Source organism: [Bacillus] enclensis, assembly GCF_001456935.1.
In the GTDB taxonomy this organism is placed as follows: domain Bacteria; phylum Bacillota; class Bacilli; order Bacillales; family Bacillaceae_B; genus Rossellomorea; species Rossellomorea enclensis.
On sequence record NZ_KQ758488.1, the window covers coordinates 1 to 16,933 of the forward strand.

The window sequence follows — 16,933 nt, forward strand, 5'->3', positions numbered from 1 at the left end:
CTCCAGTAAAGTTCAATGAGAAATACAAGGATATTGGCTTCCCTGAAGAAATGGCCTTGAGCCTTTAAAAAGGCAGGAATACTCCTTCTTCACTTACTAACCCCCCAGATGGCGGAACGAAAGGGTCAAGCGGTTTTGGCTTGACGCTGAAGTAGAGTCATCTACCCTTGGTAAAAGTGAAGAAGGAAATGATAAAAATGAAAAACTAAGAATCATTTAGTTTTTTAAAGAATTCGTCAGGAATTAGGGGGTCAAACCGCCACAGTGTATATTAGGGTGGTGAGTGTTTTTTCTTTTCGTTCTCTTCTTTCTTTACATTCTTCTTTCTGTTTTCGATTCTGGACCAAACTTGCTGCAATGCTGATTCATGTCTGATTCACAAAAAAATACAGCCTCGAATTTTTTCCTTCTCGTCCATTTCATGCATTCTGCCATCATCCAATCCCCTCCTTTAGATTCCTTCACCATTTTATATATAGATTTGTTTGTAAATTGGCTACTTCCGGAACCGTTTTTTAGGAAAACATCCTTAAATGTTAAAAAATGTTATAATTGGAATGTTCAGACTAAAATAAAAGGGGTGGGGAAATGCTGCAGCATATAAAAGAAAATGTAGCGAAAGTCATGATCGACAAGGAGAAAGAAATTGAGTTGATGATCATAGCGCTGTTGAGTGACGGTCATATCTTGCTCGAAGACGTGCCCGGTACAGGGAAAACAACGATGGCGAAGTGTTTTTCGAGAAGCATAGACGGGACGTTCAATCGGCTCCAGTTCACCCCCGATACGCTTCCATCGGATATTGTTGGACAGGAATATTTTGACGTGAAAACGAGTGACTTCAAAGTCAGGAAGGGGCCAGTTTTTAACAATGTCCTCCTCATCGATGAAATCAATCGTGCCGTCCCGAGGACCCAGTCCGCCCTTCTGGAGCTGATGGAGGAGAAGCATGTCACTCTCGGCGGCGTGACCTATCACCTGCCCAAGCCGTTCTGTGTCATCGCGACACAGAATCCCTATGACTCCATCGGAACCTTCCCATTGCCGGACGCGCAGCTTGACCGCTTTCTGCTCACAATCAGGCAGGGGTACCCGTCACCAGAAAAAGAAAAAATGATGCTGAGGAGATTCCGTTCAGCCAATCCGCTCGCCACCATCGAGAGCGTGATTTCAATCGAAGACGTCATCCAGTTGAAGCAGAAGGTAAAGGATGTTGTTGTTTCAGAAGAAGTAGAGGATTATTTGATGGAAATTGTACAGGCAACGAGACAGCACCAGTATGTGGATGTCGGGGTGAGCCCCCGCGGATCGCTTGCATATATGAGAGCTGCCCAATCAAGGGCTTTTTTGTACGGCAGGGATTTCAGTACACCGGATGATGTGAAAGAGCTCGCGCTTCCGATCTTGGCGCACAGAATCACACTGAATGTGGAAGGGGAAGTGAAAACCTCCAAGGAAGCAGTGATCCATGAGATTCTGGACAGCATTTCCGTTCCGGTCGAAACACCATGAAGATCCATAAGGAACCACCCTTCCTCTTTATGCCGCTGGTCTTGATCTTGACCGTGATCCTGCTCATCATCAGCAGTTTCGCAGGGTATTCCATTCTTGCCTTTCTCTTCTCTGCAGTTCTGGCCCTGGCACTTTTCTCAAAAATTTATCTAAACATGCAGGTTAAGAAGATTGCCTGGAAGATCAAGAAATACCATGACGCGTCAAGCATCGATGAGTTCGTCACCTGCCAAATCGAGATTCGCAACGATTCCGCCCTTCCCATGTATCGCCTGAAAATGAACATAGAGAGCAGGAGCGACCGTGAACTCGTGTTTACAGGCGGGGATGAAGAAAGCAGCATGATCTCCATATCCCTGGACCTCCCTGCTACATCACAAAAAACGATCACCGTCACCCTCAGGGGGAAAGGCCGGGGAATACACCGGTGGAGCAACCTGGAGTTTTTAGTGAAAGACCCGCTGTCTCTCCAAACATACCGGGTGGAAAGTAGAACGGATGACCTCCCTTCATTCAAAGTTCTTCCCCGTATCGGGAAGCTCCATGATCTGAAACTGAAATCCCTGCTTCAGGGATACAAACAGACGAACTACTCCCTGTTTATGGATGAGACGAGCATCATCGGCACGAAGGATTACGAGAATGAGAGCTTCAGGCATATCCACTGGCTTGCGACAGCAAAAGAGAACAAACTCCTTGCGAAAAAATATCAAAAAGTCCACGGGGACCTTTATTCCATCTTCCTCAACATGGTCGGAGCCGGACAGTTTCACCTAAGGAAGGACATGGAGGAACTGATTGAATACACCGTGTCGGTCTGCCTCTACCTGATAAAAGAGGGCTGCAAGGTTGAACTCTGGGTGAATTATGCCACCGAACAGCATGACATCATGCGGCTCAGGAACGACCTCGACCGCTCACAACTCAGGAAATTGATCGAGACGCTTGCGCTCATCAACCCCAATGGCAGATTTTTTCCCACCGACCGGTTTTATCGACACTCACTGAGGGCAAAAGACGATAAGTCACTCGGCTTGGTCATCGGGACTCCGCCTGAGCCGTCCGGACGTGAACATTTGCTGCATATCAAGAGATGACGGAAGAATGAGTGGAGGTGACTGAGTTGAAAAAAGCAGGGATAACATTCCTTTTTATTCTTATCTGTGCAGGTGCAAGCCTGGTGTTGATGAATGTTTTTAATGAGGCGGCTGGAAAGGTCAAGGATTTTTATCAGGCAGAGCCCCCCGGCGAAGAGAGTTTTGACAATGATCCCACTGCCCCGCTTGATGGGAGGACAATCTCAGAGAAGCGTCTCAAAGAACCAATCGTGGTGGAGGAATATTTACGATCGTTTTCGGAACCTTTTTCAGGTGGATTTGGACGTGGTAGTGGATTTGTAAATACAGCGAAGAAATATGGGATCTTTGTGATTCTCGGTGTTGTTTTTCTTTTCTGGTATTTGCGCCGCAAAAAGAAAAAGCGAAAAGGCATTGAAGTAGTTGCGCGAGCCTCAGAACACGCCCGGCATTCTGATAAATCCGTTGACTTCCGAAATCCAGAGGACAGGACTTTTCTCCTGACGGAAGAAAAATTGAACGAAATCCGCAAAATGATGATGGATTGGGAGAAGCAGTTAAACACTTCTAACAGAAAACGAAGCAATGAAACCCTCCACGAGTGGTTCAGACGGATAAATGGCCCGATTGAAATCATTCCGATCTATGAAAAAGTACGTTACGGAGGGAAACCATTTACGTATGAGGAAGTACAGCTTCTGAAGAGATTTTTGAAATAGGCATGTCTGGGATTCGGGAAGCCGCTGGCGATTAATTGCCAGCGGCTTTTTAGCGTGTTTATCAGTGCAAGGGAAGGAAGCTTCTCGTATTGAAAGGTATCTATCTTTATTTCATTCTTTCAACACATTTTCTTACTAAACTGAATGGTACAGACGATTCTGTCCGAATAAAGCAAGAGAAGGAGATTCATATGAACAGGAACACTTTCAATCCATTCAGGAGGCTTCATTTTTATGCTGCCTGGTTCATCACACCTTTATTATTGACCCTGACACTCTCAGGGATCGGATTCCTCTTCTATCCAGAAGTCGAAAACATGATGTATGAACATGAATTTTTCGGCCAGAGTGATGCCGGCGACATGCAGAGCATGGGTGCAGCGATTGAAGAAATAAAAGAAACATACAACGGCTACTCTGTCAGTAAGATCAGCATGATGGAAGAGCCTTATAACAACAGGGTGACGATCAGCAATGATCAGGGGGAATCGCAGTATGTGTTCCTCGACGAAAACAATCAAATCGTTTCCACCCTGGATTCAAAAAGCACCTATTCCAATTTCATGAGGACGTTTCACAGCTCCCTGTTGACTGATCATACCTTTGTCCGCTATCTGGTCGAACTCACGGCTTGCTGGGCGATTTTCCTGATTGTTTCGGGGACATATATGACATTCAAAAAGAAGCTGCTTCAGAACCGTTCCAGCAAGCTGCGCTTCCAAAAGATTCATGCCGTCTTGGGACTGGTTCTTGCCATACCCCTGATTATCATTGTGGTGACCGGGATTCCGTGGTCTGTATTTACAGGAAGTAAAATTGCCCAGTTCGCAGCCGATCATCCTGAGTGGGGCAGGACGGAGCTTCGCTATAATCCGCCTCAATCGGATGTCGATGAAATCCCGTGGGCTACAAGAAGCATGGATCAGCCTGCTTCAGAGCATAAGCGGCACGCGGGGCATCACTCCGAAAGCAGTGCCAGCGACATGATTGAAGGTCAGAAATCTGTTGAGGAAATCATTACCTTGTCCGCGGAAAACAATATTTCAAGGCCGTTCTCCATCGTCTATCCTTCCAATGAAAAAGGCGTCTTCACGGTTTCAAAGGGAAGCAACACAGGCGTCACCGGACTCGACGTCAGCCCCTACGAAGAAACCACTTCTTATTTCGACCAGTACTCCGGGGAGTTGATCGCCCAAATTGATTTCGAGGATTACGGCATCATCGGCAAGTGGTTCACATGGGGGATCCCGCTTCATGAAGGGCATCTGTTCGGGGTGGCCAACAAAATCCTGAACCTGCTCGTCTGCATCGCCTTCCTTTCAGCCATCACGATGGGCTTCATGTCCTGGATGAAGCGGATGAAATCGGGTGAAGCGAAGGGTCCGAAAAGGATCAACAAACCATGGTCAATCGGTGTCGTAGTCACGCTGGCGGTTCTCGGGATCCTCATGCCGCTGTTCGGGTTGTCGGTGTTGGTGATTTTTATTGTTGAGACGGTTATATATTTTGTGAAGAAGAGGAAAGAAGCTTAGGCAGGGGGCGCTGATTCGCGGTTAGGGACGGACTTCCCTGATTAATAAGGCAGCAGCACATGGTTATTACGGGAAATCATCATGTACTGCTCCTTTTTTTGTGGTGGGAGGAAAAGAATGCTTGATTTCCGCTGCGTTTCGACTCTCCAGCTCGAAAATCCCTATGAGGTTTCGGCATGGCGGGGGTATCTGGCTGGATTTAAGGGCGGAACTTTTAATTTAAGAGCGAAATCCCTGGGTTTAAGGGCGAAATTTTCAATATAAGGGCGAAATCCTGGATATAAGAGCGAACTACCGATTTTTCGACAAATTCTCTAAAATCATTCACGAAGGGGCATAATCTCGATTGAACGAAAAGAAGCCCAGGATCCATCCCGGGCTTCCATTAGTTGGGTAGGGACATTTATTTCCTGTCCTTAAAACCCCGCTCATGCCTCAAAAGCCACTCCTTCCTCCACAAACCGCCTGCATAACCTGTCAGCTTCCCGTTCGATCCAATGATCCGGTGGCAGGGGACGACGATGCTCAGCCGGTTCCGTCCATTGGCGCTGCCCACTCCCCTGACCGCCTTCTCATTCTCGATATGAACGGCGATTTCTTTATAGGTAGAGGTTTCCGCGTACGAGATTTCCGTTAATGCTTCCCAAACCTTCTGTTGAAAAATCGTGCCATCAAGCTGATATGGAAACGTGAACGTACGTCGTTTTCCTCCGAAGTATTCGTCGAGCTGCATGGCACACTCGTTCAATACTCCAGGACATTCATCCCCGCAGTCGTCTGACTCAGACTCTTCATTGAACAGGATGGACGTAATCTGTTCATCCGTTCCTTGTATTTCTATCATGCCGATCGGTGACCGGTAGAGTTTGTTATATAGCTTCATCATACAAAGACCTCCAAAGATAAAAGGCGGCATATCCCTGCCAGCCCTCCCATTTATGTGAAAATGACTCCATTTCCTCAAGCTTTGGTTTACGCTCGTACCCCATTGCTGCCTTCAGCGCATTTTGAAGGCCGACATCAGCAATCGGAAATGAAGTTTTGACATGAAAACATTTCATCATGACATAGTCGGCAGTCCAGGCACCAATGCCTTTGTACTGCAGGAGCGCTTTCCTCGCTTGCTGCTCGTCCAATTTCCTCAATGATTCTTTCGTCAATCTGCCGTCCTTCATTGCTGCCGCAATTCCAATGATGTATGCTGCCTTTCTGCCGGTGATCTGCAGCTTCCGGAGATCTGCCTCCCCCAGCAGAGCAATCTCCTCAAACGGCGGAAATAACCAATAGGTCTCACCATGAATCGTCAACTTTTCACCATACGCTTCGACCAACCGCTTTTTCAATGTATAGGCAAAGGTCAGGTTGATCTGCTGGCCGAGGACCGCCCAGACGAGGGCTTCGAACAGATCATGGATGGCAATCATCCGCAAACCGGTATATCTCCTAATGAGTTCCGACAGGACGGGATCGTCACTTCCCCATTTATAAAAATGACTGAGGTCCGTGTCCAAATCAAACCACTCCCAGATGTATTCCACCGCCTTTTCCCGTGCCGCTTCAGAAGGGATGCCATTCAGAAATTCAACCTTCAGGGAGTCGTTCACAGACTGCACCTTAATCAAAATCAACTCCCCATTCAGCCTGACCAATTTCATTAAACAACCATCACTAATGGTATGAAGGATTTCCCGGTCGTTCCTCCCAAGGAATATCAGACACTCATCAAAGCTGAACGGGTCAGGAGGATGGATCGTGATGAAGGATTGTCCGTCAGTCCAATTCATTCCCGGCACCTCCAGTCATCTGTCTCCGGTATTCGCTCGGTGAACATCCTTTCAGCTGTTTAAACACTTTATAGAAATTGGATGAGCTCTGGAACCCGGCCTCATAGCCGATTTCAATGTTTGTGAGGCCTGTCGTCACCAGCAAATACGCCGCTTTATCAACGCGGATCTTTTCCAGATAGGTGCGCGGCGTCTCCCCCGTTTCCTGCTTAAAAACGCGCTCAAGATAATAAGGGCTGAGTCCCGCATGATCTGCAATATCTTTTAGCTCAAGCGGCTTATTGGCATGATTGACGAGATAGGCGGTCACCCTCCTGACCACCTCGATATTCGGGGAATGCTCCAGTTCCGGCTGGCATCTTTTACACGCCCGATAACCGGCATCCTCCGCATCATGCCGCTCCATATAAAATTCCACATTCACTTTTTTCGGTTTCCGTGACCTGCAGGAAGGACGGCAATAAATCTTTGTCGTCTTCACGGCCGTAAAGAACAGTCCGTCATACTTCCGGTCACACGCCATAATCTTCTCCCACATCTCTTCGAATGTCAGGTTGATGGCTGACATTGGCGCACCCCCTTTCAGCAGTATTTTATGAAACAGCCGACCATCATCAGCTCTCCGAAAGAAATCATTCTTTGCTTTCTATTGTATCAAGACTGAAGCACGGGATACCTCCTGATTCTTGCTCTTATGGTCTACATACAAAAAAAAGCTCAGGTTCAATACCTGGGCTCAATACATTATAATGTAGGCTGCTTCTGCTTCTTCTTCCTTCTGATTAAAACAAAAATCGCAATGACTGAAACCACTGCAAGCAGGATTATTGTAAATAGAATCATAGTCGGATCCTCGTTTACATCCTCTGGAATGAAGCGGCTCGCAATCGGTCCGAGCGATAGGAACAGCGGGATGATGATCGTGAACCACGTTTTTGTGTAGATAGCCGCCGCAATGAAGATCACGATACACGCTGCGAGAATCAGATTATTTTGCAGAGGCGTCGCTGTAAAGACTGGCTGGAAATCCTGGGTGTTGTACCATAGCAGGACGGCCACACCTATTCCGGTGGAAATAAACATGGTACCGATCAACAGGACATAACTCCATTTTGAATGGAAGTACTTTGGCAGCACCTTGAATAATAATGCTCCATAGATCAGCGTACCTATGATCGAACCGATTGAGATGATCAGGATCATGCCTCCCGTCAGCGAGAACTTCCCCTCAATGGCCGGCCCGAGACTGAAATAAGCAGCCAGCAGCAAGAGAAACAGCGGTACCAGACCCATTATCTGACGGTAATCCGTCTTCATCGATTCCCCTATGCTTTTCATATACTGCTTCGGGCTTTCCCCGACGATGTGCGTGACATCTTTTCCCTCTGCCTCGGCTTGAAGCAGGTGATCTTCCAACTCTTCCGTGATTTCATTGATTTCGCTGTCGTTCTTCCCTTTTGACATCAAGTGCATGCGAAGTTCGATCAAAAACTGTTCCGACTTTTTAGAAAGCATCTCTTCATCTCCCCCTTTTATTCAACACATTGTCCACCGAGGAACTCAGCTGTTCCCAGCGTTTGATAAATGACTCCAGCTCTTCTTCCCCTTTTTCAGTCAGGGAATAATATTTCCTCTTCGGTCCGGCCGTCGACTTCCGAAGCGTGGCAGTGACCAGTCCCTCCTTCTGCATCCGCAGCAGCAAAGGATAAATGGTTCCCTCGCTGAAAGAAGTGAACCCGTAGGACTCGAGTCTCGCAGCCAGTTCGTATCCATAGATTTCCCCGTCCTTGATGATGGACAACAGGCAGCCGTCCAGGATCCCTTTTAACATCTGAGTTGTATCCGCCATCGACGTTCTCCTTTCAGTACCTTGTAATGCAAGATATATCTTTAGTATATTCACCGCTATCTTGTATTGCAAGATATATTTGATAAATTTTTACAAAAAAGTATAGAACTGAAACTTTTCTTTCGTTTTAAGCGTATGTAAGGCAGAGGTGAAAAAGCATGTACATACACATAGATGAACCAACGCAAACCATATCAAAAAACGCCGTAAAAGTGTGGCGGATCTCCAACACCATCGGACACACGATCGTCCTGATCATCATCGCGATCCTGCTGCTTTGCACGGAGAAATTCGACTGGTATAACTGGGTCGGCATCACGCTTTACGTAATTGGAGGACTGTTCATTATTTCTGCCGTGTTTTCGATCTTCATTGAGCCCGTATACCTGCAGAAGACATGGCGCTATCAGGTGGATAAGGATTTCGTCCAGCTAAAGTTCGGGAGATGGGAGCAGCAGCATATCCTCATCCCGATGGAAAAAGTCGAATACGTCCGCACCGAGCAGGGCCCGCTCATGAGGCGCTATGGTCTATACGAACTTGAAATCGGCACAACGGCCTCGAATCATAAAATCCCTGCCATTCCGGCTGACACTGCAAAAACTTTAAAAGCCGAGATTGCCACCTACGCGAAAATTAAAGACAGCAATCCAGAAGAAGGAGAGGTCGAGGCATGAATCATTCACCCAAGCGTTACCATCCGGCGTATATCGCCGTTGAAGTGTTCTCATCCCTAAAGGGCCTCGCAGGTTTCTACCTGCTTCTGTTCCTTCTGAAGGCGAACTCCACAGCAGGATGGGTCATATGGGGGCGCTACGCCCTGCTTACTGCCACCGCCGCGTCCATCCTGTTCATCCTTTCAAGGTGGATGTTCAATCGCTATGAACTCGGCGCAACCTCCATCGTCTTCAAGGAAGGCATGTTCGTCAAAAAGCAAAAAACCGTTGCCTGGGACCGGATCCACAGTCACCGATCCAGCACGACCTTCATTCACCGCTGGTTCGGGCTGACATCCCTGACCCTCGAGACCGGCACGGGCGGGGAAAATGCCGAATTTAATTTCCCGGTCATCACCCAGACGGAGAAAGAGCGTATCCTCTCCCATATTGAAGTGAAAAAAAAGGTTGGAGAACCGGTTGAACAAACGAAATCTGACCGGATCGTCCGCTTCCGGGCAACCAAAAAGGACCTGATGAAGGCATCCTTCACGTCACTCAGTTTCCTTGCCATCTTCCCGCTCCTGAGTGCCATTTATTTCAACCTGGCCGATTTCTTTTCCATTGAGAAATCAGCGGAAAACGCCTGGTCTTATTTGTTGGATCATGTGTGGATTCTCGTCATTCTCTTTATTGCAGCCATGATTATCTCGATTGTGATCGGTTTTGTGAAGACCACGATTAAATATGGGAATTACGTCATCAGCGACGATAAAGATCGGATTTATATCGAGAAGGGGGTCGGCAATGAAATCAGTTTCTCGATTGCAAAGGATAAAGTGCAGGCCGTAAAAGTCGAACAGACCCTGGTGAAGCGGTTGTTCGGACTCGTTTCGATCAAATTGATCAGTGCCGGCACGTCAGACGGGGAAGAGGATATCAGTTCCCTCTATCCGTTCATGCCAAAGCACGATGCATACAGCATGCTGCACTCCATCCTGCCCCAGTATCACATCCGGGAAGAGATGGAGCGCTTCCCGGTCAAGGTGCTGTGGCTGAAACTGATTCAGCCCTATTACCTGACGATCGCATCCCTGATCGGATTATGGTTTTTCAATAAAGAAAGGCTCTGGGCCGCGGCGATCATCTTCGGATTCTCCGTATTCCTGAGGGTCCTTGACTACTATTTCACAAGCTACATCCGCCACGGACACACCGTCCAGATCCGGAAGGGAGGATGGATGAACGAAACCTTCGTCACCCACCTCCACCGCATCCAGCAGGTGACAGTCAAACACAACTGGCTGCAGCGGAAATTCGGGGTTGCCACCATCATGTTCTCGAACAGGGCAGACCCCGCGCATGAAAGCCTGCTGTACGGAGTGCCGAAGAAGGAAGCTGGGAGTTTTTATGAGTGGTATCACCGCAAGACCGTCTCGTGATGAGGCGGTTTTTTTTAGGTACATAACCAACACCCCTGCATAGGATAAAAAGAAAATGCCTTATGAAGGGATTGAGGAAAATGTATAATGACCCGAATGTGAATTCATGGCAGCAGCACTACCCTTACTATGCAAATGGCCAGTATGTTAGACAGCCTGTTCACCCCGCTTATGCAAATCAATATTATGATCCGAGATTTTTATATGATAACCGTGCTATTCCATTAAAAGACTACGGTCCAAATCCGCTTGCGTTGAATATCAACGAAGCATCCAAGCAGAACAATACGTACCGTACCGCCCTGTGGACAGGGGAACATTTGCAGGTCACGCTGATGAGCATCGACGTTGGCGATGACATCGGGCTCGAGGTCCATCCTGATGTTGATCAGTTCCTAAGGATTGAACAAGGTCAGGGAGTCGTCCAGATGGGGAAAGACAAGAACAATTTAACCTTCCAACAAAATGTTGCCGATGATTCGGCCATATTTATACCCGCCGGGACGTGGCATGATGTCACCAACACAGGCAGCACCCCGCTGAAACTGTATTCCATATACGCCCCGCCGAACCATCCATTCGGGACGGTCCACCCGACCAAAGCGGATGCGATGGCGATGGAAAGCGGAAACGGCAATAATAAAGTATATGGCAAGACCCCGGATGAATGGGTAAAGCACACGGAATTTCTTGTAAATGAAGGCTTGGAGGACGTGAAACGAGGCATCAATGCCACGCATATCCTTCAGGAATTCATTCTCATGGGAGTACTTGTAGGGAAAGGCTACACACCTGAAGATGCGTACAAAACAGTAGAAGAATGGGAGCGGACCGGGGAATCGAAACTGCTTCAGCAAAGTAAAAACATGGGGCGCTAGTATGTATGCCCGCACAGAGAAAATGGGGTCAGACACCGGGGAAACTGTTACAGTTTCTTACGGAGTCCGACCCCATTTTGGGTATGATCATTTATATACTTTCTTCAAACCATCATAGCTGTTAATCACCGCAGCGACCAGCAGCCCGACCGCGCCGGTCAGGTAAAACCACTGAAAGTTGAAGGAGTTGTTGAAGAGCACCTGGATCCTCTCGATGAATGTCGGGTCCATCACGTCCATGTTTCTGAAGATAAACAGGAAGATAGCTACAGGAATAAATTGATAAACGGCATTTTCGACCGCGAGCCTTTTCGTCCAGACACCCGCTCGCCATTTCCGGAGGAGGAGGATCAGCTCCAAACCAATCAGAATCACGATCAATGGCCAGTAACCGTGGAGAATATCCTGGTCGAAAAGAGGCGTGAACACCTTGCCGCCGTCAATCTTTTCATACAATCCAAGTAAGTCTGAAGCTTTAAAATAGCAGGTGGACCAAATCACCGTCCATACGAGACCGCCGAATATCTCCAGCTTGCTGATCCGCTTTTCCTTCGGGATATATGGGACATCCTTCAAATCGTCAGGTGACCACTCTTTACCCTTCATCGTGAGCGGCTGCTGGCTTTCCGGTGTAACGGTCCGTTCAATGACGGCAAATGTCACGGTAAGCCAGAAGAACACCTGCATCCCAGCGCTTATAGCCTCGACAACCCCATTTCCTGCAATGGACAGGAATATTTCAACGGGATTGGACTCACCTGAATAGTTTAATACGGACGATACAGCCACTACGAGGAACGTGATGGCAGCGGCAATCGGCACGATCAACTTCAACAGCGTAATATACAAATCATAATACCGCGGTCCGATCAGATGCATCGGTTTGTCCCGATAGTTTGAGGCCAAAACAGCGGGGTCTCCCAGTGACATCAGCACCTCTCTCACATCATCCTCTGTATAATCATCCGGCAGCATATCTTCAATGGTGGATTTTAATTCTAGTGCGATGTCTTCACGTTTCTTCTCAGGCAGCCTTCTCATCACTTCTTGAATATAAAGTTCAACAAGCTTCATTTGTTCTCTTCCTCCCTTAATAAAATCGCCAATTCACCGGACATTTTCTCCCACTCCGCTTTCAACTGCTTCAGAATCTCATCTCCGTATTCGCTCAGCACATAATACCTCCTCGGCCTGCTCTCCGTCCGGTCCCAGCTGCTTGTGACCAGCTCCTGCTTCTCCAACCTTCGCAACAGCGGATAGAGTGTACTCTGCTCCATCGAAATCCCACTCTTCTCCAGCAATTGGACAAGTGAATACCCGTACTGAGGCGTCCGCAACTGACTCAATACCGCCAGGGTCAGCGTCCCCCTCCGGAGCTCCGTCGTCAAGGAGGTCAGCAGTGACTTATCCATACCTTCACCTCTTTGCTTGAATAATACTGTACGTCATTTACTGTGTGTCGTACACTATATGGTTTATACTATGTATCATACACTATGGACGTGCAGAAAAGGAACAATTTTTGTAAAAAATGTATGTGGCGGCCCGAGGATACAGCCGGGAACTCAATAATATATGCTGAAATCTTCGAAAACAGCCGGAAACCACCGGGGAGACTGAATTAAATGGTGTATAGGAACCAAGCGAGGCTATATTTATGTATTTAACTGTATTTGTGAGGGTTATTTTACCCTAATGTAGTTTCATCATTTAGCGAATCTTTGAATTTTGGTTGATAATCTTCGAATTCGGGCCGTTAATCTTTGAATTCGGACTATTAATCTTTTAATTTTGACAAGTAATCTTTTAATTTCGAGGATAATTCCGTCACTTGGGAAAATAAGTAAAAACCCCGGGTCACCCACTCATAAAAAAGCATCTCCAGGACTTTTTCTCCCCAAATAAAAAACAGCGGCCCGCAAGCCGCTATTCCCTATCCTTCAATTTACTCAATATCGTAGTCAATGTGTCGTTCAGCTGCTCAAGCTCATTGCCTTCCATGTCGAGATTCTCCAACAAACGCGTCGGGATGCAGCTTGCTTTTTCCTTCAAACGGGCTCCTTTGTCCGTCAGGCTGATGATGACGCTCCGCTCGTCTTCTTTAGAGCGCTCCCGGATCAACAGGCCGTTGCCCTCCATTCTTTTCAGCATGGGGGTGAGTGTCCCTGAATCCAGGAACAGCTTTTTCCCCAATTCTTTTACCGTGATCTGCGCCTTCTCCCAAAGGACCAGCAGCGCTAGATACTGGGGATAGGTCACCCCGATTTCCTCAAGGAGGCCCCGGTATAATTTCGTGATTTCCCTTTCCGCTGTGTAGATCTTAAAACAAATTTGATTCTCCAATAAAAGTACATCATCCATATTATTATGTCCTTCCTGTACATACTGTTTGTTGAGATAATCATACAAAATCCATTACTGATTATCAAATTAAATTGTGCACAACTTAATTGTTGACAATTAATATACGATGTTCTACTATTTAATTGTGCACAATATAAATAAATCTTTTAAAGGGAGTGTTCGAAAATGGATGCAATCTATACAGCAAAAGCGACGGCTGAAGGCGGCCGCGCAGGTAAAGTAAAGAGCAGCGACGGGGTATTGGACCTTGGTTTGGCCATGCCGAAATCACTTGGAGGCAACGGTGACGAAGGAGCGACGAATCCTGAGCAGCTTTTCGCAGCCGGCTATGCAGCATGCTTTGACAGCGCACTGAACCTGGTCGCAAGACAAGCAAAGAAAAAAATCGAATCCAAAGTGACTGCTGAAGTCTCGATCGGAAAAGATCCTGCTGACGGCGGCTTCAAGCTGGGTGTCCTTCTATCCGTTGCAGTTGGGGGAGTTGAACTCACCGAAGCGGAACTGCTTGTTGAAAAAGCACATGGTGTCTGCCCATATTCCAAAGCCACTAGTGGTAATATTGAGGTAGATTATCGGACAACTTCTTTATAATAGCGGACCTGCAAGATCTAGGGCTCAGAGGGGGGTAAAACCTGTGAATATAGCGGAAACCTAAACACATTTCGTGGATCGAGCTTCCTGTTCACCAGGAAGTTCAACTACGACCCGCTTTTGATATACTCAATATCCCCGCTCACCATTCTTGGTTCTCGCCAGCGTCATAAACTTCCGTCCATACTTACTTAATGCCCATGTGGTACCACCTTGCATCCCTGTAGAAGAAAGCCGTGTCCTTTTTCTTCTGCTACTAATTTCCCCTCCATTGGAATAGATAAAAGGAGACCGATGCATTAATAGAACCTTTAGCAGGCTTTTGCAAAAGTACTGCATGTGCTTCAAGCTCACCTATCGAATATTCCCGTTGAACAAACTTTGCAGTCGATATCAACTATGAAAAACTTGCACTCGCCAAAGAAATAAGGGCAGAATGACCAACAAACTAATAGGAGTGGGAGATGCCAATACCATCACCTAAGAACCACTCTGCGGAGCCAAAGTTACAGGCGGAACGGCCGTTTTCAAAGCTGCATTCACCCGCTCCACGGTGGTAGCGGTCAGATTACCATCAGAAAGGGTAGGCCTGAACATTCCAAGATTGATCCTCGAAGGCATCAAAATCATCGCTCTTTAGTGGCACACACAAAGACCTCGTAAACACATTTCAATTCGGCGCGCAAGGAAAAGTCTATCCAATCCTGTGCTAGTCAAGTAGATAGTCAAAGCAGCTATTTTAGCGCTAAAGTAATGATAATACTGATTTTATTGGTTTAACGATGTTGTTGGGTTCGAAATTGATATAACCATTAATCCATTTATCACTGTCTAGCTTATTTTTATGATAGCTATTCTCGTTGTCTTCCCACTTTTCCTTTCCATGTATATCTTCTAACAAAACTTTCAAATACCCATCTCCCTTCTCATAATTGATATAATTATTTGGAAACCATCCTCTAATACTGCTCTTATTAATTTCTCCGTAATTTAGTTCAATAGAAAATGAATAGTTAGTTTCTGCTTCATTGTGAGTATAGAGGGTGTATTCACCCTCGGATTTAAGAATTTGGACCAGGTTATCTGTTGATTTCAAAAAATACCAAACAATATCTAATAATTCATTACATCTTTCTTTATTTGGAGGTAAAATATCTCTATGTTCAATATCGTTTCTTATTTCAAATAATTGTTTCATAATGTATGGACGCACTAACCCTAAAGTTTCTAATAACTCTAGATATCCTTTAGGTTTATTCAAAATTCCCAAAGTCTTAAATTGATAGATTTGTTCGATAGACTGTAACCTATGATTAATACTTCTTTTTAAATTTGATATCCCATCTGCTCGATGGAAGCTATTATCTTCCTTGATATTAAATAGATCTAATGAATGCCCCCATATTTGATAAGGCCTTTCTAAATACATAGAATCATTTAATGTCCAACTACTACGGAAACCTTCCCAATCAAATATATTTTCTTTTATCCATATCTCTTTATACTTCAATATTTTCCTCCTTTCTTTGTTTCAGCCAGTTTAAAGTGCCATTTCTCATAGATATACTTACTTGTAATAAATTTTAATTTATTATTTTATTTTCATTTGCTTAAAGCTAGTAATAGACTCTCTAACCCGTAACTATAATCTTTTGAGAAATCAGCATATTTTTTCGTCTTTAATAAATTGGGTAGCTCACAATTTTCATATAAAACAGGTAATACTATTACTCTGCCTTCATTAATTTCATCCCAATATTTATTCTCCCATTCAGCTTGTACCCAAGAAGATTTGGTTGCATTATCCGAAAGAATCACTAATACAAAATCGCTGTTTTTTAATGCCTTTGATATACTTCCAGGAATAGAATCACCCACTCCTATATCCCATTCATCAAGCCAAGGAATATGCCCTGCTTCTGAAAGGTCGGTTGCTAGGGTTTTAGCAAATGTTTTGTCTTTAGACGCATGGGAAATAAAAACTTTCTTTCCACTATTTGAATTTAAGAATCTAGCCTTTATAAATGATTCATTTAAAATAGCCTCGGATAAAATAAACTCATTTAATAGATTCACTTGATTTAAACAAAGCTCTTTTGTTCGATCATTTGGTCTTATTGAATGAAATTTAGTAATTTTATCAAAAATTTCTTTCTGCCTTAATATAATATGTGATGTAGATATCTCTGCTAAATGGGATATAGGAACTATAATGGAGTCTCCGGATAGTAGATTTAATCCAATATAAACTATTGCATATTCTATTCCATCTTGGCCTATCTCATCATCATCATAGTTTCCTATGACGCCCTTGTAATCTCCTTCTTTAATATATACCGGACCATAATTGATTGCTTTTAAATCTTTCATTTAAGGAACCCCTTTCAATACTTAAATATAAAGCTGAAAAATTTGTATACAAAAGTATACCAATTCTTATTCTACCTAAAATTCACAGAAATAATGTTATTTAATGTAATATTTTCAAATAACTATAATATTTCTTTATATAAAAAATGATAAAATAAAC

The 16,933-nt window shown here is 45.3% G+C and carries 19 protein-coding genes; 8 read left to right on the top strand and 11 right to left on the bottom strand.

The window, feature by feature from the left end:
• Positions 1-312: 312 nt before the first annotated feature.
• Positions 313-438: a hypothetical protein gene (locus AS034_RS23375; protein ID WP_269751551.1), complete on the bottom strand. Its 126-nt coding sequence runs from the start codon at positions 436-438 to the stop codon at positions 313-315.
• A 150-nt stretch (positions 439-588) separates the two neighbouring features.
• Here AS034_RS23375 and AS034_RS18865 point away from each other — a divergent pair, with 150 nt between their 5' ends.
• From AS034_RS18865 to AS034_RS18880, 4 genes are all read left to right on the top strand, one after another.
• Positions 589-1,512: an AAA family ATPase gene (locus AS034_RS18865; RefSeq protein WP_058299746.1), complete on the top strand. Its 924-nt coding sequence runs from the start codon at positions 589-591 to the stop codon at positions 1,510-1,512.
• Entirely contained in the window at positions 1,509-2,609 is a 1,101-nt protein-coding gene (locus tag AS034_RS18870; protein WP_058299747.1) for a DUF58 domain-containing protein, read from the top strand. The genes AS034_RS18865 and AS034_RS18870 overlap by 4 nt, the downstream gene beginning before the upstream one ends.
• Before the next feature lie 26 nt (positions 2,610-2,635).
• On the top strand, positions 2,636-3,307 hold the full coding sequence (locus AS034_RS18875) for a hypothetical protein (protein WP_058299748.1): 672 nt from the start codon (positions 2,636-2,638) through the stop codon (positions 3,305-3,307).
• Positions 3,308-3,498: 191 nt separating this feature from the next.
• Positions 3,499-4,839 carry a PepSY-associated TM helix domain-containing protein gene (locus AS034_RS18880; RefSeq protein ID WP_058299813.1) on the top strand — a complete coding sequence of 447 codons (1,341 nt, stop codon included), beginning with the start codon at positions 3,499-3,501 and terminating at the stop codon, positions 4,837-4,839.
• 403 nt (positions 4,840-5,242) lie between these two features.
• On the opposite strand, the gene AS034_RS18885 is transcribed toward AS034_RS18880, so the two are convergent.
• From AS034_RS18885 to AS034_RS18905, 5 genes are all read right to left on the bottom strand, one after another.
• Positions 5,243-5,725, bottom strand: coding sequence for a methylated-DNA--[protein]-cysteine S-methyltransferase (locus tag AS034_RS18885; protein WP_058299749.1), 483 nt, complete (start codon positions 5,723-5,725; stop codon positions 5,243-5,245).
• The gene (locus AS034_RS18890) at positions 5,709-6,623 is read right to left on the bottom strand and encodes a DNA-3-methyladenine glycosylase family protein (RefSeq protein ID WP_058299750.1); all 915 of its coding nucleotides are present in this window, start codon (positions 6,621-6,623) and stop codon (positions 5,709-5,711) included. Before AS034_RS18890 ends, AS034_RS18885 begins: the two co-directional genes overlap by 17 nt.
• Positions 6,610-7,191: a bifunctional transcriptional activator/DNA repair enzyme AdaA gene (locus AS034_RS18895; RefSeq protein WP_058299751.1), complete on the bottom strand. Its 582-nt coding sequence runs from the start codon at positions 7,189-7,191 to the stop codon at positions 6,610-6,612. Before AS034_RS18895 ends, AS034_RS18890 begins: the two co-directional genes overlap by 14 nt.
• 176 nt (positions 7,192-7,367) lie before the next feature.
• A complete protein-coding gene (locus AS034_RS18900) occupies positions 7,368-8,138 on the bottom strand; it encodes a DUF1129 family protein (protein WP_058299752.1) in 771 nt (256 codons plus the stop codon).
• A gap of 4 nt (positions 8,139-8,142) precedes the next feature.
• A complete protein-coding gene (locus AS034_RS18905; protein WP_058299753.1) occupies positions 8,143-8,472 on the bottom strand; it encodes a PadR family transcriptional regulator in 330 nt (109 codons plus the stop codon).
• 158 nt (positions 8,473-8,630) lie between these two features.
• Between AS034_RS18905 and AS034_RS18910 the strand changes: the two genes are divergently transcribed.
• From AS034_RS18910 to AS034_RS18920, 3 genes are all read left to right on the top strand, one after another.
• Positions 8,631-9,149, top strand: coding sequence for a PH domain-containing protein (locus AS034_RS18910; protein WP_058299754.1), 519 nt, complete (start codon positions 8,631-8,633; stop codon positions 9,147-9,149).
• The gene (locus AS034_RS18915) at positions 9,146-10,570 is read left to right on the top strand and encodes a PH domain-containing protein (protein WP_058299755.1); all 1,425 of its coding nucleotides are present in this window, start codon (positions 9,146-9,148) and stop codon (positions 10,568-10,570) included. The genes AS034_RS18910 and AS034_RS18915 overlap by 4 nt, the downstream gene beginning before the upstream one ends.
• Before the next feature lie 62 nt (positions 10,571-10,632).
• A complete protein-coding gene (locus tag AS034_RS18920; RefSeq protein ID WP_244888205.1) occupies positions 10,633-11,448 on the top strand; it encodes a cupin domain-containing protein in 816 nt (271 codons plus the stop codon).
• 87 nt (positions 11,449-11,535) lie between these two features.
• On the opposite strand, the gene AS034_RS18925 is transcribed toward AS034_RS18920, so the two are convergent.
• The 3 genes from AS034_RS18925 to AS034_RS18935 form a co-directional block, all read right to left on the bottom strand.
• Positions 11,536-12,522: an HAAS signaling domain-containing protein gene (locus AS034_RS18925; RefSeq protein WP_058299757.1), complete on the bottom strand. Its 987-nt coding sequence runs from the start codon at positions 12,520-12,522 to the stop codon at positions 11,536-11,538.
• Entirely contained in the window at positions 12,519-12,860 is a 342-nt protein-coding gene (locus tag AS034_RS18930; protein ID WP_032087080.1) for a PadR family transcriptional regulator, read from the bottom strand. The genes AS034_RS18925 and AS034_RS18930 overlap by 4 nt, the downstream gene beginning before the upstream one ends.
• A gap of 514 nt (positions 12,861-13,374) precedes the next feature.
• Entirely contained in the window at positions 13,375-13,809 is a 435-nt protein-coding gene (locus tag AS034_RS18935) for a MarR family winged helix-turn-helix transcriptional regulator (protein WP_058299758.1), read from the bottom strand.
• 168 nt (positions 13,810-13,977) lie between these two features.
• On the opposite strand from AS034_RS18935, the gene AS034_RS18940 reads away from it, so the two are divergent.
• Positions 13,978-14,403, top strand: a complete 426-nt coding sequence (locus AS034_RS18940) for an organic hydroperoxide resistance protein (RefSeq protein WP_058299759.1) — start codon at positions 13,978-13,980, stop codon at positions 14,401-14,403.
• Between the two features lie 745 nt (positions 14,404-15,148).
• On the opposite strand, the gene AS034_RS18945 is transcribed toward AS034_RS18940, so the two are convergent.
• Both AS034_RS18945 and AS034_RS18950 read right to left on the bottom strand, forming a co-directional pair.
• The gene (locus AS034_RS18945) at positions 15,149-15,913 is read right to left on the bottom strand and encodes a hypothetical protein (RefSeq protein ID WP_058299760.1); all 765 of its coding nucleotides are present in this window, start codon (positions 15,911-15,913) and stop codon (positions 15,149-15,151) included.
• Between the two features lie 92 nt (positions 15,914-16,005).
• Positions 16,006-16,773, bottom strand: a complete 768-nt coding sequence (locus tag AS034_RS18950) for a toll/interleukin-1 receptor domain-containing protein (RefSeq protein WP_058299761.1) — start codon at positions 16,771-16,773, stop codon at positions 16,006-16,008.
• Positions 16,774-16,933: the final 160 nt, after the last annotated feature.